Source organism: Klebsiella sp. PL-2018, assembly GCF_019048985.1.
Lineage (GTDB): Bacteria > Pseudomonadota > Gammaproteobacteria > Enterobacterales > Enterobacteriaceae > Klebsiella > Klebsiella michiganensis.
Map to the genome: position 1 here is coordinate 5188510 of NZ_CP077673.1, position 15624 is coordinate 5204133.

Sequence of the window (15624 nt, forward strand, 5' to 3'; positions counted from 1 at the left end):
GAATATACCCTAAATATTTCGAGTTGCATGAAGGCGGCAGCGCAGGGAATCCCCAGGAGCTTACTAAAGTAAGTGACTGAGGTGAGCGAGGAAAGCCAACGCACATGCAGCTTGAAATATGACGGATATAAACGTTTTATTTTATTATTCGCACCTTGCTGGAGAATACTGGACAATGGCTGATATTGAAATTAGACAAGAATCGCCAACGGCGTTTTATATAAAAGTACACGAAACGGATAACGTGGCGATTATTGTTAACGATCGAGGTTTAAAGGCCGGAACGCGTTTCCCTGACGGGCTCACGCTCGTTGAACATATCCCGCAAGGCCATAAAGTCGCGCTGGTCGATATTCCCGTCCACGGTGAAATCATCCGCTATGGCGAAGTGATTGGCTATGCGGTACGCGATATTCCGCAGGGCAGCTGGATTGACGAATCGCTGGTCGAACTACCGAAAGCGCCGCCGCTGCATACCCTACCGCTGGCGACCAAAGTCCCGGCGCCGCTGCCGCCGCTGGAAGGCTATACCTTCGAAGGCTATCGCAACGCCGACGGTAGCGTGGGCACCAAAAACCTGCTCGGCATTAGCACCAGCGTGCACTGCGTGGCGGGCGTCGTCGATTACGTGGTGAAAATTATCGAACGCGATCTGCTGCCGAAGTATCCCAACGTCGATGGCGTTGTGGGTCTGAACCACCTGTATGGCTGCGGCGTAGCGATTAACGCTCCGGCGGCGGTCGTCCCGATCCGCACCATTCATAACCTGGCGCTCAATCCAAACTTCGGCGGCGAAGTGATGGTGATTGGCCTTGGCTGCGAAAAACTGCAGCCGGAGCGCCTGCTGGAAGGCACCGACGATGTGAAAAGCATCCCCGTGGATAGCGCCAGCATCGTCAGCCTGCAGGATGAGAAGCACGTCGGTTTTAAATCCATGGTGGATGACATTCTGCAGGTCGCCGAGCGCCACCTGGAGAAGCTGAACCAGCGCCGGCGTGAAACCTGCCCGGCCTCCGAGTTGGTTGTCGGTATGCAGTGCGGCGGCAGCGATGCGTTTTCTGGCGTCACCGCCAACCCGGCGGTGGGCTACGCGTCCGATCTGCTGGTGCGCTGCGGGGCGACCGTTATGTTCTCGGAAGTCACCGAAGTGCGCGATGCGATCCATTTGCTGACGCCGCGCGCCATCAACGAAGAAGTCGGAAAACGCCTGCTGGAGGAGATGGCCTGGTACGATAACTATCTCGATATGGGCAAAACCGACCGCAGCGCCAACCCCTCCCCGGGCAACAAGAAAGGCGGCCTGGCGAACGTCGTTGAGAAAGCGCTGGGCTCTATCGCTAAATCCGGGAAGAGCGCGATTGCCGAAGTGCTCTCTCCGGGGCAGCGCCCGACCAAACGCGGGCTGATTTACGCCGCGACGCCGGCGAGCGACTTTGTCTGCGGTACTCAGCAGGTAGCTTCCGGGATCACGGTGCAGGTCTTTACTACCGGTCGCGGTACGCCGTACGGCCTGGTCGCCGTGCCGGTCATAAAAATGGCGACGCGTACCGAGCTGGCAAACCGCTGGTATGACTTAATGGATATCAACGCGGGAACCATCGCCACCGGAGAAGAAACCATCGAAGAGGTAGGGCTGAAGCTGTTTGAATTTATTCTTGATGTCGCCAGCGGCCGCAAGAAGACCTTCTCGGATCAGTGGGGATTGCACAATCAGCTGGCGGTGTTTAACCCGGCGCCGGTGACGTGATAATCCTTAGCAGAAAAGCCGGGCGGCGGTGAATGAGCATCGCCCCCGGCGTATCAATATTTACGCATTAACCAGAATGACTTCAACGCCGCTCTTACGCAGCCCCTCCAGGCTTTCTGGCGGGATACCATCATCAACGATGATGGTATCGATCCGCTGAGTGTCGACGATCTTATGCAAGCTGGAACGGTTGAATTTTGTCGAGTCGGTGACCACGATAATGCGCTCCGCAACCTCACACATCCGACGATTTAGTCTGGCCTCGTCTTCATTATGGGTGCTGACGCCCCGCTCCAGATCGATCGCATCAACACCGAGAAACAGCATATCAAAGTGGTAATTTTGCAACGACTGTTCTGCCTGGTCGCCATAGAACGAAAGCGATTGACGACGCAAGTGCCCACCGGTCATCAACAGCTCAACACCATCCGCTTCAAGTAATGCATTAGCAACATTCATACCGTTGGTCATAGCAATAACATCAGTATGCTCGCGCAGCAGACGGGCGATCTCATATGTCGTGGTACCGGAATCGAGAATAACGCGATGCCCCGGCCCGATCAGCGCAACAGCAGCTCCGGCGATACGCCGTTTTATCGCCGTATTCAGCGAGCTTTTATCCTCAACAGAAGGCTCTCCGCCGGGGATATTACTGTCGCAAATCAGTGCACCACCATAAGCCCGAACGGCGATCCCCTGCTTTTCGAGAAACGCAAGATCGTTACGGATCGTCACCGTAGAAACGCCGAACAATTCAGAAAGATCGTTCACCTGCACGCTTCCATGCTGCCGCAACCGCTGGATGATCTGCTCTCGTCTTTCGCTGGTACCGGGTACCCGCTTATCTGCAGCATGGTCTGTGTTGCTCATAAGAAATCCTTTAACTAATTCTTTCGTTTTATTTCGTTTTCCTTATTAACGCCTTTCTTTTACCCGAATGCAAGCCCCGCGATAGGTATCTCAGCCCATAAACTCGCCGCAAAACACTTTCATTATGTTTCTTTTGTGAAACAGATCGGAAAACTATTATCTTTCGTTTTATTTTTATAACACCATGATGCAGTATAAAATGAAACAAAACGAAAGATAATTATCATAACCATCCAACCTGGAGAGGAAAGTGAAACATCTGACGACTATGGTGGAACAGCATAAACGGGGGAAAGCAAACGGTATATATGCCGTTTGTTCGGCGCATCCACTAGTTCTGGAGTCTGCAATACGCTACGCACATGCTAACCGAACTCCTCTGCTGATCGAGGCAACCTCCAATCAGGTTGATCAGTTTGGCGGTTATACGGGAATGACCCCAGCTGATTTTCGCCACTTTGTCTGCCAACTGGCCAACTCGCTTGATTTCCCCGAAGAGCAGTTAATTCTGGGCGGCGACCATCTCGGCCCAAATCGTTGGCAGCATCTGCCAGCAGAGCAGGCGATGGCCAATGCTGACGGTTTGATCAAAAGCTACGTGGCTTCTGGATTTAAAAAAATCCATCTTGATTGCAGCATGTCCTGTCAGGGCGATCCGGTTCCGCTAACCGATGCTATCGTCGCTGAACGTGCTGCACGTCTGGCAAAGATTGCCGAGGAAACCTGCGTGGAGCAGTTCGGCGAATCGGATCTCGTCTACGTCATTGGCACCGAAGTGCCTGTACCAGGCGGTGCCCACGAAACATTAGCCGAGCTAGAGGTCACTACACCCGATGCGGCATGCGCCACGCTGAAAGCCCATCGCCATGCGTTTGAAAAACTGGGTCTGGATACCATCTGGTCCCGCATCATTGCCCTGGTTGTGCAACCCGGCGTCGAGTTCGATCATACGCACATCATAGATTACCAACCGCAAAAAGCCGTCGCTCTGAGCAAAATGGTTGAAGCTTACGACACGTTGGTATTCGAAGCACACTCCACGGATTACCAGACGCCGCAATCTTTGCGCCAGCTAGTGAAAGATCACTTCGCCATTCTGAAAGTTGGTCCGGCGTTGACTTTCGCCCTGCGCGAAGCGCTGTTCTCGCTAGCAGCCATTGAGGAGGAGCTGTTGCCGGCCAAAGCCTGCTCTGGCCTGCGTCACGTACTTGAGAGCGTAATGCTAGATCGCCCGGAATACTGGCAAAGCCACTATCACGGCGATGGCAACGCACGTCGTCTGGCCCGCGGCTACAGCTATTCCGATCGCGTTCGTTATTACTGGCCGGACAGCCAGATTGATGACGCATTCGAAAGATTGGTTCGCAATCTGGCGGGTGAGCCAATCCCGCTACCGCTTATCAGCCAGTATTTACCTTTGCAGTACGCAAAAGTACGCGAGGGAGATCTCAGTGCCACGCCGCGGGAACTCATCATGAGCCACATTCAGGACATACTGCAGCAGTACCATGCCGCCTGTCAGGGCGTTACTTCCATAACGGATAACAACTAAGAGGAAAACGCTATGCCAAATATCGTACTGAGTCGTATTGACGAAAGACTCATCCATGGCCAGGTAGGCGTACAGTGGGTCGGATTTGCGGGGGCAAATCTGGTACTGGTCGCTAATGATGAAGTCGCTGAAGACACCGTGCAGCAGAATCTGATGGAAATGGTTTTGGCCGAAGGGATTGCCGTACGTTTCTGGTCGCTGCAAAAAACGATCGATAACATTCACCGCGCCGCCGACCGGCAGAAAATTTTACTGGTATGCAGAACACCGACTGATTTTCTCAAGCTGGTCGAAGGCGGTGTGCCCGTCACACGCATCAATGTGGGAAACATGCATTACGCCGAAGGTAAAAAACAAATTGCCAAAACGGTTTCTGTCGACGCGAACGATATCAGCGCCTTTAACGGTCTGAAAGCGGCCGGAGTGGAATGCTTCGTTCAGGGTGTCCCGACAGAACCTGCTTTGGATCTCTTTAAACTACTTTGAGGGATTCACAATGGAAATTAGTCTGTTGCAGGCTTTTGCATTAGGTATTCTCGCCTTTATTGCCGGCCTCGATATGTTCAACGGTTTAACACACATGCACCGTCCAGTGGTACTTGGGCCGCTGGTTGGTCTGATTCTGGGCGATCTGCATACCGGTATTTTAACCGGCGGCACGCTGGAACTGGTGTGGATGGGTCTGGCGCCGCTGGCTGGCGCTCAGCCGCCTAACGTAATTATTGGCACTATCGTGGGAACAACTTTTGCCATAACCACCGGCGTGAAACCTGACGTGGCTGTAGGGGTCGCCGTACCGTTTGCCGTCGCAGTACAAATGGGCATTACCTTCCTGTTCTCCGTCATGTCCGGCGTGATGTCCCGCTGCGATCGCATGGCCGCAAATGCCGATACAGCAGGTATTGAACGGGTTAACTATCTGGCGCTGCTGGCGCTAGGCATTTTCTACTTCCTTTGCGCTTTCCTGCCAATTTACTTCGGAGCAGAACACGCGAAAACCGCCATTGATGTGCTGCCCGAACGTCTGATTGACGGCCTGGGCGTTGCAGGCGGCATCATGCCCGCTATCGGCTTTGCCGTACTGCTAAAAATCATGCTGAAAAACGTCTATATCCCTTATTTCATCATAGGTTTCGTTGCCGCGGCCTGGCTCAAGCTTCCGGTCCTGGCTATCGCCGCGGCCGCGCTGGCAATGGCGCTGATCGATCTGCTGCGTAAATCTCCCGAACCGACTAAACCAGCGGCACAGAAAGAGGAATTCGAAGATGGCATCTAACCAACATACCTTGTCGAATACGACTGAAAATGAAGAAACGCTGCTCACCGGGGTGAATGAAAACGTCTATGAAGATCAGAATATTGGCGCCGATCTCACTAAAAAAGACATTAACCGCGTGGCCTGGCGTTCCATGCTGCTGCAGGCTTCTTTTAACTATGAGCGTATGCAGGCATCTGGTTGGCTATACGGTCTGCTACCCGCGTTGAAAAAGATCCATACCAACAAACGCGATTTGGCCCGAGCCATGAAAGGCCATATGGGATTCTTTAATACCCATCCTTTCCTGGTGACGTTTGTTATTGGCATCATTCTGGCAATGGAACGCTCCAAGCAGGATGTCAACAGCATCCAAAGCACCAAAATCGCCGTTGGCGCACCGCTCGGTGGGATTGGCGATGCCATGTTCTGGCTGACGCTGTTGCCGATCTGCGGCGGGATAGGAGCCAGCCTGGCGCTGCAAGGCTCTATCCTTGGCGCAATAGTCTTTATCGTGTTGTTTAACGTCGTCCATCTCGGTCTACGCTTTGGTCTGGCGCACTATGCATATCGAATGGGCGTCGCAGCAATTCCGCTTATCAAAGCGAACACAAAGAAAGTGGGTCATGCGGCATCAATCGTTGGGATGATGGTCATTGGGGCGCTGGTAGCAACCTATGTTCGCCTGAATACGACGCTCGAAATCAAGGCCGGCGATGCGGTGGTTAAACTGCAGGCCGACGTTATTGATAAATTGATGCCCGCATTTTTGCCGCTGGTCTATACCCTGACCATGTACTGGCTGGTACGCAGAGGCTGGAGTCCGCTGCGCCTTATTGGCATCACCGTGGTTCTGGGCGTCGTCGGTAAATTCTGTCACTTCCTGTAAAGCAAAAGAGGTCAGAGATGTTAGGTATCATTTTGACGGGGCATGGCGGATTTGCCAGCGGCATGGAAAAAGCGATGAAGCAGATCCTCGGCGAGCAGTCTCACTTTATCGCTATCGATTTTCCTGAGACTTCCACCACCGCGCTGCTTACCTCGCAGCTTGAGCAGGCTGTTGGAGAACTGGACGGCGAAGAAGGCCTCATATTCCTGACCGACCTGCTCGGCGGGACGCCATTCCGCGTTGCATCAACACTGGCGATGCAAAAAACCGGCCGTGAAGTGATTACCGGCACCAACCTGCAGCTACTGCTGGAAATGGTGCTGGATCGCGATGAACTCAGCGGCGAGGCGTTTCGCATACAGGCCCTGGAGTGCGGGCACCGTGGCTTGACCAGTCTGGTGGACGAGCTAGGACGCTGTCGCGAAGAGAGCACCGCCGAGGAAGGGATATGACACAAATTCTGCGCGCCAGACGTCTGCTGACGGAACAAGGCTGGCTGGACGATCATCAACTGCGTATTGAAGAGGGTGTCATTACGGCAATAGAGCCTATCTCCATGGGAACCATGCTCCGTGATGCTGAGCTACTCGCTCCCGCTTACATCGATACTCACGTCCACGGTGGCGCCGGGGTCGATGTGATGGACGATGCTCCGGATGTACTTGATAAACTAGCCATGCACAAAGCACGTGAAGGGGTTGCCGGCTGGCTCCCCACCACCGTTACGGCTCCGTTAGAGACGATACACCGAGTGCTGGCGCGTATAGCGCAACGCTGCTATTCCGGAGGTCCCGGAGCGCAGGTGCTGGGAAGCTATCTGGAAGGTCCTTATTTTACGCCGCAGAACAAAGGCGCTCATCCTGCGGAATGGTTCCGCGAACTGGATCTCGCAGAACTGGATGAAATGATAGCCATTTCTCGCGATACCCTGCGCGTGGTTGCGCTGGCACCGGAAAAAACCGGAGCACTTCAGGCGATTAACCATCTGAAGCATCGAGGTCTGCGGGTAATGTTGGGGCATAGCGCGGCGACCTGCGAGCAAACCCGGAGCGCTTTTGATGCCGGTGCGGACGGGCTGGTGCATTGCTATAACGGTATGACGGGATTACACCATAGGGAACCGGGCATGGTTGGCGCAGGGTTAACCGACGCACGTGCATGGCTGGAACTTATCGCCGACGGACACCACGTTCACCCCACTGCCATGAAGCTATGCTGCTGCTGCGCGCAAGACCGGATAGTACTAATTACCGATGCGATGCAGGCCGCGGGAATGCCTGACGGGAGCTATACCTTATGCGGCCAAAAGGTAGAGATGCGTGGTGGTATTGTGCGGACCGCTTCCGGTAGTCTGGCGGGCAGTACGCTTTCGGTAGATGCGGCGGTTCGTAATATGGTCGAACTCACCGGTATCTCCCCTGAGAATGCTATCCATATGGCTTCACTACATCCAGCCCGTCTGCTGGGAATCGACCATCAGTTAGGTTCGCTAAAGGCCGGTAAACGCGCCAGCGCCATCGCCCTCAACGGTGGACTGCATTTACAAGGGATATGGATTCAGGGCCAGGTTTTCCCTCTATAGCCCTTCATTAAACGTCATAGTGGCCTTCGACTTACGATCGCAAGGCCTTTACTTTCTTTTCCTTTCGTAAAACAAAACTCTCACGTTGCTTTCATGGGATTTATTATCCATTTATCAATTACATATATAAAACCCCCGCTCCCTCGATCACAAATTTCGTTTTATTTCATTTTGCATCATTGAACTTTCGATTTCTTTCCTATAAATTTTAATCAATCGATCACATGAACAAGTGAAACAAAACGAAAGATAGCGACAATTTGCCAGCGTCTGATGTGGAGTTCACAAGATAAGGACTTACGTTATGTCAGAAATTTATACCCCTGCTGCCGCGGCGACCGGAACCTGGACAGAAGAAGAGATCCGTCAGCAGCCTGTCTGTTGGATGCACTCACTGAAAAACATCGACAATATTCGTCCGGCGATCGACAACTTTCTCACGCCACTGCTGCATAAAAACGATCTGCGGATCATCCTGACCGGAGCTGGCACTTCGGCATTTATCGGCGAAATCATCGCTCCATGGCTTGCTAATCACAGCGCAAAAAACATTAGCGCGGTACCAACTACCGATCTGGTTACCAATCCGATGGATTACCTGAACCCGGCGCATCCGCTACTGCTGGTCTCCTTCGCCCGTTCCGGCAACAGCCCGGAGAGCGTAGCCGCCGTTGAGCTGGCAAACCAGTTCGTCCCGGAGTGCTATCACCTTTCAATTACCTGCAACGAAGCGGGTAGCCTTTATCAAAACGCTCTTGAGAACGGGAACGCCTTTGCGCTATTGATGCCAGCAGAAACGCACGATCGCGGCTTTGCGATGACCAGCAGTATTACCACAATGATGGCCAGCTGCCTGGCGGCCTTTGCGCCAGAAGTTATTAACAGCCAGACATTCCGCGATGTGGCCGATCGCTGCCACGCAATACTGACCTCACTCGGCGATTTCAGCCACGGCGTATTTGGCAGCGAGCCCTGGAAGCGGATCGTTTATCTCGGCAGCGGTGGGTTACAGGGCGCTGCGCGTGAATCGGCGTTAAAGGTCCTGGAGCTAACGGCGGGTAAGCTGGCAGCGTTCTATGACTCACCGACCGGTTTCCGCCATGGACCAAAATCACTGGTCGATAACGAAACGCTGGTTGTGGTGTATATATCTAGCCACCCCTACACCCGCCAATACGATCTCGACCTGCTGGCAGAACTACGGCGCGATCGGCAGGCCATGCGTGTGGTGGCCATCGCCGCGGAGAGCGATGCCGTTATTGAAGCTGGCCCACATATCCTTCTGCCGCCAGCGCGTCACTTCGTTGATGTAGAACTGGCCTTCTGCTTCCTGATGTACGCCCAGGTATTCGCCCTTACGCAGTCGATCGCCGTAGGAAATACGCCGGATACCCCCTCCGCCAGCGGCACGGTTAACCGCGTAGTGCAGGGCGTCGTTATTCATCCATGGCTGGCTTAAGAGGATCCGATCATGAGCATTATTTCTACCAAGTATCTCCTGCAGGATGCCCAGGCAAAAGGCTACGCGGTACCCGCGTTCAACATCCATAACGCCGAAACGATCCAGGCGATTCTGGAAGTGTGCAGCGAAATGCAATCACCCGTGATCCTCGCCGGAACCCCGGGTACTTTTAAGCATATTGCGCTGGAGGAGATCTACGCGCTATGCCGCGCCTACTCCACCAGTTTCGGCATTCCGCTGGCTCTGCATCTCGATCACCATGAATCGCTGGAAGATATTCGCCGGAAAGTGGACGCAGGCGTACGCAGCGCCATGATCGACGGCAGCCACTTCCCGTTTGAAGAGAATGTGAAACTGGTAAAATCGGTGGTGGATTTTTGCCATGCCCGCGACTGTAGCGTAGAAGCTGAACTCGGACGCCTGGGTGGAGTAGAAGACGACATGAGTGTGGATGCGGAAAGCGCGTTTTTGACCGATCCGCAGGAAGCCAAACGTTTTATTGAGCTAACGGGCGTAGATAGCCTGGCCGTAGCGATTGGTACGGCTCATGGCCTTTACACCAAAAAACCCAAAATCGACTTCCAGCGTCTGGCGGAAATCCGTGAAGTGGTGGATATTCCGCTGGTACTCCATGGCGCAAGCGATGTGCCTGATGAGTATGTTCGCCGCACCATCGAACTGGGTGTGTGCAAAGTCAATGTCGCTACTGAACTGAAAATCGCCTTTGCTGCTGCGGTGAAAAAATGGTTTGCCGAAAATCCGCAAGGTAACGATCCGCGTTATTACATGCGCGTTGGCATGAACGCGATGAAAGAGGTGGTACGCAGTAAGATCGCCGTATGCGGGTCGGCCAACCGCCTTTTACAAATCGCCGAAGCCTGAGTGTAGCCAGCCCCCAGCACCTCCCCCTTACCAAAGCGTTAACCCAATGGAGGCTAACGCTGCTTACCTCTGAAAAAAACGAAAACAAGGACTTTTCTCATGAAAAAAACGCTCAATGTTTCGTTACTGGCTCTGCTTATTTCCAACGGGGCTTTCGCCGCCCAATATGCACTGGATAGCGAATACCTTGCCGTTTCATTTAACGATGCGAATTCTGTGATGGCGCTTAAAGACGTTAAATCACAGCATCAGCTTTCACCCGAAGAGCTTTTCTTTCTTACTCTTCCGGATGAAACGGTCATTCACGCCGCTGACTTTAAAATAAAGCATGTGGATAAGAAAGATAACACCATTATCATTGATTATGCTCATCCGGATTTTAACGTCGAGGTAAAACTGAATCTGGTTAAAGATAAATACGCCAGCATTGATTATACGATTACCGCCCTCGGGAAGGCACAAGAGGTCTCGAAAATCACGTTTTTTCCCACCAGAAAACAGTCACAAGCCCCGTGGGTAGAAGGTTCAATAAATAGCTCACCGATTATTGCTGATTCATTTTTTATATTGCCGAATAAACCTGTAGTGAACACCTGGGCTTATGAAGCAACCACCAATCTTAATGTTGAACTAAAAACACCTTTACAGCCAGGCACCGCCGTTAGCTATACCACCTGGTTCGGTACATTCCCGGAAATCAATCAGCTACGCCGAAGCGTCAACCAGTTTATCGATGCGGTTCGCCCGCGGCCCTATAAGCCCTATCTGCACTACAACAGCTGGATGGATATTGGATTCTTTACCACCTATACCGAACCCGAAGTTCTACAGCGTATGGATGAATGGAATAAGGAATTCATTACCGGACGCGGTGTAATGCTGGATGCCTTCCTGTTAGATGATGGCTGGGATGATCGGACCGGAAGATGGTTATTTGGCCCGGCTTTTAGCAACGGATTCAGTAAGGTAAGAGAAAAAGCCGATAGCTTGCATAGTTCAATCGGACTCTGGCTTTCTCCCTGGGGCGGATATAACAAGCCGCGGGATATTCGCGTATCCCATGCTAAAGAATATGGCTTCGAAACCGTCGATGGAAAATTTGCGCTCTCCGGCCCTAAATATTTTAAAAACTTTAATGCACAGGTTATTAATCTAATTAAAAAAGAGCATATCACTTCATTTAAACTGGATGGTATGGGGAACGCAAATTCACATATTAAAGGTAGTGAGTTCGCATCTGACTTCGATGCGTCAATTGCCCTACTTCATAATATGCGTAGCGCCAACCCAAATCAGTTTATTAATTTAACCACCGGGACCAACGCCAGCCCCTCATGGCTTTTCTATGCTGACGCTATCTGGCGTCAGGGTGATGACATTAATCTCTACGGTCCCGGCACGCCAGTACAGCAATGGATGACTTATCGGGATGCAGAAACCTGGCGCTCTATCGTACGAAAAGGTCCGCTATTTCCACTTAACTCACTGATGTACCACGGCATAGTTAGCGCTGAAAACGCCTATTACGGGCTTGAGAAGGTACAAACGGATAGCGACTTTGCCGATCAAGTATGGAGCTATTTCGCTACCGGTACCCAGCTACAAGAGCTTTACATCACACCGTCCATGCTCAATAAAGCGAAATGGGATGTCCTGGCGCAGGCGGCAAAATGGTCCCGCGCTAACGCCGATATATTAGTCGATACCCACTGGGTGGGCGGCGATCCTACTGCGCTGGAAGTGTATGGTTGGGCATCCTGGAGCAAAGAAAAAGCTATCCTGGGGATACGTAACCCATCGGATAAACCGCAGCAATACTACCTCGACCTGACGAAAGCATTTGAGCTTCCGCATGGGGCAACCTCAAACTTCACGTTAAGAAGCATCTATGGGAGCAATTCGACATTCCCTGATAAATACCAGGCCCCAATTGTCGTCACGTTGCAGCCATTACAGATGCTTGTATTCGAAGCAACCCCCGCTAAATAAGGTATTGGCCCGGGCAATCGCCCGGGCATTCTGCTTACCCCTGCTGCTCCAGGGCATACTTATACAGGGCGTTTTTCTTCACGCCGTGGATTTCCGCAGCCAGCGCGGCGGCTTTTTTCAGCGGCAGCTCAGCCTGCAGCAGGGCCAGCGTACGCAGCGCTACCGCCGGCAGCGCCTCTTCCTGCGCTTTAAAACCTTCTACGATCAGCACCATCTCGCCTTTACGGCGATTTTCGTCCTCTTTCACCCATGCCAACAGCTCGCCGATCGGCGCTCCGTGAATCGATTCCCAGGTTTTGGTCAGCTCACGCGCCAGCACCACGTAGCGGGACTCCCCCAGCACAGCGCAGATATCCTCCAGGCTTTCCAGCAGACGGTGGGTAGACTCATAAAAAATAATCGTCCGCGGCTCTTCTTCCAGCGCCTTCAGCGTGTCACGACGCCCTTTGGATTTGGCAGGCAGAAAGCCTTCATAGCAGAAGCGATCCGAAGGAAGACCCGCCGCGCTCAGCGCCGCAATCGCCGCACAAGGGCCAGGCAGAGGCACCACACGGATATTAGCTTCACAGCAGGTGCGCACCAGATGATAGCCGGGATCGTTAATCAGCGGCGTTCCGGCGTCGGAAACCAGCGCGATGTTTTGCCCCGCTTTAAGCTTCGCGACCAGCGTTTCCGCCTTTTGCTGCTCGTTGTGGTCATGAAGCGCGAATAAACGGGCGTTGATCGCAAAATGCTGCAGCAGCAAACCGGTATGGCGGGTATCTTCCGCTGCAACTAAATCAACGGCTTGCAACACTTCCAGCGCGCGTTGCGTGATATCAGACAGATTCCCTATCGGAGTGGGCACAATATAGAGCTGTCCCTGAGAATTATCTGCTGATTCGTGTTGTTTCATTGTCTCGTCCGTATTGCCGAATTAATATTGAGCATTGAGCCAAAAAAATATCACTGGACACATATGGTACCGTCAACATTTCTTCGTTCTAAACCCGTGCGTTGTCTGCCCGTACTGCTGGCCGCGCTGATCTTTGCCGGCTGCGGTACCCATACTCCGGATCAAAGTACGGCGTATTTGCAGGGTACGGCTCAGGCAGACTCCAGTTACTATCTGCAACAGATGCAGCAAAGCACGAATGATAGCAAGACCAACTGGCAATTACTCGCCATTCGTGCACTGCTGAAGGAAGGTAAGAAACCGCAGGCGATCGACCTGTTCAACCAGCTACCGTCTAATCTCAACGGTGTGCAAAGCCGCGAAAGGTCGCTGCTGGCGGTGGAAGTGAAGCTGGCGCAGAACGATTTCCAGGGCGCGCAGACGCTGCTCAGCAAGCTCGACCCGGCAAGCCTTGAGGAGAACCAGCTGCCCCGCTACTGGCAGGCGCAAATTGACGCCAGCCAGGGTCAACCCTCGCTGAACCTGCTGCGGGCCCTGATTGCCCAACAGTCGCTGTTAAGCCTGCCTGCGCAAAAGCAGAAAAACATCGACGCGACCTGGAAAGCGCTCACCGCCATGACCAAAGATCAGGCCAACGCGCTGGTCATTAACGCCGATGAGAACGTCCTGCAGGGCTGGCTGGATCTGCAGCGCATGTGGTTTGATAACCGCAGCGATCCAACGATGCTCAAGGCGGGAGTGAAAGACTGGCAGACTCGCTACCCGCAAAACCCGGGGGCGAAAATGCTGCCGACGCAGCTAGTGAATATGCAGAACTACCAGGCCGCATCGACCAATAAAATCGCCCTGCTGCTGCCGTTAAACGGCCAGGCGGCGATTTTTGGCCGCACGATCCAGCAGGGCTTTGAAGCGGCGAAGAACGGCGCGCCTGCCGTTGCAGGAAGCGCAGTACCCGCCCAGGTCGCCCAGGCGGCGAACGTTGCCGAAAGCGCCGTAGTCAGCCCATCGCAGGCGGAGGTCACCGATCTGACGACCACCAATAACGCTCAGACCCCGGTACAGGCGCCAGCGGCCGACCAGGCGCAAACCGCGGCACCGGTCACCGCGCCGGCGGCAGTACAAGCCCCGACGCCGGAGGCCACCAGCCAGCCGGCGGAAGCGCCGCAGGCTCAGGCCGTCGCCGCAACGCCAGCCAACCCTTCCGCAGAACTGAAAATCTACGACACCACCGCTCAGCCAATGAGCCAGCTGCTGGCCCAGGTGCAGCAGGATGGCGCGACCATCGTCGTCGGCCCGCTGCTGAAAGATAATGTCGAAGATGTCATCAAGAGCAATACCTCGCTGAACGTGCTGGCGCTCAATCAGCCGGAAAAAGTCGAAAGCCGGGCCAATATCTGCTATTTCGCCCTCTCGCCGGAAGATGAAGCCCGCGACGCGGCGCATCACATTCACGATCAGGGCAAACAGACTCCGCTGCTGCTGGTGCCTCGCGGCGCCCTGGGCGATCGGGTGGTTACCGCCTTCGCCAACGAGTGGCTGAAGCTGGGGGGCGGTACCGTCCTGCAACAGCGCCTGGGCTCCACCGCCGAGCTGCGCGGCAGCGTCAACAGCGGTATTTCGCTAAGCGGTACGCCGGTCTCAACCCTGCCGTCAGCGCAGGACAGCGCCCTGGGTAGCCCGAGCGATGTGCCGGTCAGCAGCACCGGCGGCGTCGACGCCGCGTATATCCTGGCCACGCCGGAACAAATCGCTTACATCAAACCGATGATCGCACTGCGTAACGGCAGCCAGAGCGGCGTGACGCTCTACGCCAGCTCCCGCAGCGCCCAGGGGACTTCCGGACCGGACTTCCGTCTGGAGATGGAAGGTCTGCAATATAGCGAGATCCCGATGCTGGCGGGAAGTAACCCTGCCCTGCAGCAGCAGGCGCTGGCCGCCGTTCGTAACGACTACTCGCTGGCGCGCCTGTACGCCATGGGCGCCGACGCCTGGTCCCTTGCCAACCATTTCTCGCAGATGCGCCAGGTTCCCGGCTTTGAGCTGAACGGCAATACCGGCGATCTCACGGCCACTCAGGATTGCGTGATCAACAGGAAACTGTCATGGCTCAAATACCAGGGTGGGCAAATCGTCGCGGCCAACTAAGTAAACAGACCGGCGATGCCTGGGAAACCCAGGCGCGCCGCTGGCTGGAGAGCCAGGGTCTGCGTTTTATCGCCGCCAACGTCCGCGAGCGCGGCGGAGAGATAGACCTCATCATGCGCGACGGCAGCGTCACCGTCTTTGTCGAAGTACGCTATCGTCGCAGCGCAAACTACGGCGATGCCGCCTCCAGCGTGACGCCGCAAAAGCAACAAAGACTGCTCAAAGCCGCGCGTCTGTGGCTCTGCCGACAGAATGGGAGCTTTGAGACTGTGGATTGCCGTTTCGATGTGGTAGCCTTCACCGGAAACGACATCCAATGGCTAAAAAACGCCTTTGGCGAATAGCGTAAACGAATT

14 protein-coding genes are annotated in these 15624 nt (G+C 54.1%); 12 read left to right on the plus strand and 2 right to left on the minus strand.

Annotation, left to right across the window (positions count from 1 at the left end):
* The first annotated feature begins 175 nt into the window (after nt 1–175).
* Nucleotides 176–1747 carry a galactarate dehydratase gene (gene garD, locus MKleb_RS24420; RefSeq protein ID WP_025108326.1) on the plus strand — a complete coding sequence of 524 codons (1572 nt, stop codon included), beginning with the start codon at nt 176–178 and terminating at the stop codon, nt 1745–1747.
* Between the two features lie 60 nt (nt 1748–1807).
* Here the strand turns inward: garD and MKleb_RS24425 are convergent, their stop codons facing one another.
* Nucleotides 1808–2617 carry a DeoR family transcriptional regulator gene (locus MKleb_RS24425; protein ID WP_025108325.1) on the minus strand — a complete coding sequence of 270 codons (810 nt, stop codon included), beginning with the start codon at nt 2615–2617 and terminating at the stop codon, nt 1808–1810.
* Between the two features lie 250 nt (nt 2618–2867).
* On the opposite strand from MKleb_RS24425, the gene kbaZ reads away from it, so the two are divergent.
* From kbaZ to MKleb_RS24470, 9 genes are all read left to right on the plus strand, one after another.
* Nucleotides 2868–4169 (plus strand): tagatose-bisphosphate aldolase subunit KbaZ, encoded by a 1302-nt coding sequence (gene kbaZ, locus MKleb_RS24430; RefSeq protein WP_217076307.1) that lies wholly within the window; start codon nt 2868–2870, stop codon nt 4167–4169.
* Nucleotides 4170–4181: 12 nt separating this feature from the next.
* Nucleotides 4182–4655, plus strand: a complete 474-nt coding sequence (gene agaV / locus MKleb_RS24435; RefSeq protein WP_025108323.1) for a PTS N-acetylgalactosamine transporter subunit IIB — start codon at nt 4182–4184, stop codon at nt 4653–4655.
* A 10-nt stretch (nt 4656–4665) separates the two neighbouring features.
* Nucleotides 4666–5445: a PTS N-acetylgalactosamine transporter subunit IIC gene (gene agaW, locus MKleb_RS24440; RefSeq protein ID WP_009651887.1), complete on the plus strand. Its 780-nt coding sequence runs from the start codon at nt 4666–4668 to the stop codon at nt 5443–5445.
* Nucleotides 5435–6313 (plus strand): PTS N-acetylgalactosamine transporter subunit IID, encoded by an 879-nt coding sequence (gene agaE / locus MKleb_RS24445; protein ID WP_025108322.1) that lies wholly within the window; start codon nt 5435–5437, stop codon nt 6311–6313. The genes agaW and agaE overlap by 11 nt, the downstream gene beginning before the upstream one ends.
* Before the next feature lie 17 nt (nt 6314–6330).
* Nucleotides 6331–6765 carry a PTS galactosamine/N-acetylgalactosamine transporter subunit IIA gene (gene agaF, locus MKleb_RS24450; protein WP_004125557.1) on the plus strand — a complete coding sequence of 145 codons (435 nt, stop codon included), beginning with the start codon at nt 6331–6333 and terminating at the stop codon, nt 6763–6765.
* Complete coding sequence (gene nagA, locus MKleb_RS24455) at nt 6762–7895, plus strand: N-acetylglucosamine-6-phosphate deacetylase (RefSeq protein ID WP_025108321.1); 1134 nt, start codon at nt 6762–6764, stop codon at nt 7893–7895. The genes agaF and nagA overlap by 4 nt, the downstream gene beginning before the upstream one ends.
* A 304-nt stretch (nt 7896–8199) precedes the next feature.
* Complete coding sequence (locus tag MKleb_RS24460) at nt 8200–9354, plus strand: SIS domain-containing protein (RefSeq protein ID WP_025108320.1); 1155 nt, start codon at nt 8200–8202, stop codon at nt 9352–9354.
* 12 nt (nt 9355–9366) lie between these two features.
* Complete coding sequence (kbaY, locus tag MKleb_RS24465; RefSeq protein WP_004125566.1) at nt 9367–10239, plus strand: tagatose-bisphosphate aldolase subunit KbaY; 873 nt, start codon at nt 9367–9369, stop codon at nt 10237–10239.
* Between the two features lie 99 nt (nt 10240–10338).
* Nucleotides 10339–12228: an alpha-galactosidase gene (locus MKleb_RS24470; RefSeq protein ID WP_025108319.1), complete on the plus strand. Its 1890-nt coding sequence runs from the start codon at nt 10339–10341 to the stop codon at nt 12226–12228.
* A gap of 34 nt (nt 12229–12262) precedes the next feature.
* Here MKleb_RS24470 and rsmI read toward each other — a convergent pair whose 3' ends face one another.
* Entirely contained in the window at nt 12263–13123 is an 861-nt protein-coding gene (gene rsmI, locus MKleb_RS24475) for a 16S rRNA (cytidine(1402)-2'-O)-methyltransferase (protein ID WP_217076309.1), read from the minus strand.
* A gap of 63 nt (nt 13124–13186) precedes the next feature.
* On the opposite strand from rsmI, the gene MKleb_RS24480 reads away from it, so the two are divergent.
* A complete protein-coding gene (locus MKleb_RS24480; protein ID WP_025108318.1) occupies nt 13187–15268 on the plus strand; it encodes a penicillin-binding protein activator in 2082 nt (693 codons plus the stop codon).
* Complete coding sequence (locus tag MKleb_RS24485; protein WP_014226966.1) at nt 15226–15612, plus strand: YraN family protein; 387 nt, start codon at nt 15226–15228, stop codon at nt 15610–15612. The genes MKleb_RS24480 and MKleb_RS24485 overlap by 43 nt, the downstream gene beginning before the upstream one ends.
* Nucleotides 15613–15624 lie beyond the last annotated feature (12 nt).

Bases quoted from the DNA above. Each gene is read 5' to 3' on its own strand.
- MKleb_RS24485 (WP_014226966.1), top strand. From the start codon at position 15,226: ATGGCTCAAATACCAGGGTGGGCAAATCGTCGCGGCCAACTAAGTAAA.
- MKleb_RS24460 (WP_025108320.1), top strand. From the start codon at position 8,200: ATGTCAGAAATTTATACCCCTGCTGCCGCGGCGACCGGAACCTGGACA.
- rsmI (WP_217076309.1), bottom strand. From the start codon at position 13,123: ATGAAACAACACGAATCAGCAGATAATTCTCAGGGACAGCTCTATATT.
- garD (WP_025108326.1), top strand. From the start codon at position 176: ATGGCTGATATTGAAATTAGACAAGAATCGCCAACGGCGTTTTATATA.
- nagA (WP_025108321.1), top strand. From the start codon at position 6,762: ATGACACAAATTCTGCGCGCCAGACGTCTGCTGACGGAACAAGGCTGG.
- agaF (WP_004125557.1), top strand. From the start codon at position 6,331: ATGTTAGGTATCATTTTGACGGGGCATGGCGGATTTGCCAGCGGCATG.
- MKleb_RS24470 (WP_025108319.1), top strand. From the start codon at position 10,339: ATGAAAAAAACGCTCAATGTTTCGTTACTGGCTCTGCTTATTTCCAAC.
- MKleb_RS24480 (WP_025108318.1), top strand. From the start codon at position 13,187: ATGGTACCGTCAACATTTCTTCGTTCTAAACCCGTGCGTTGTCTGCCC.
- kbaY (WP_004125566.1), top strand. From the start codon at position 9,367: ATGAGCATTATTTCTACCAAGTATCTCCTGCAGGATGCCCAGGCAAAA.
- agaV (WP_025108323.1), top strand. From the start codon at position 4,182: ATGCCAAATATCGTACTGAGTCGTATTGACGAAAGACTCATCCATGGC.
- MKleb_RS24425 (WP_025108325.1), bottom strand. From the start codon at position 2,617: ATGAGCAACACAGACCATGCTGCAGATAAGCGGGTACCCGGTACCAGC.
- agaE (WP_025108322.1), top strand. From the start codon at position 5,435: ATGGCATCTAACCAACATACCTTGTCGAATACGACTGAAAATGAAGAA.
- agaW (WP_009651887.1), top strand. From the start codon at position 4,666: ATGGAAATTAGTCTGTTGCAGGCTTTTGCATTAGGTATTCTCGCCTTT.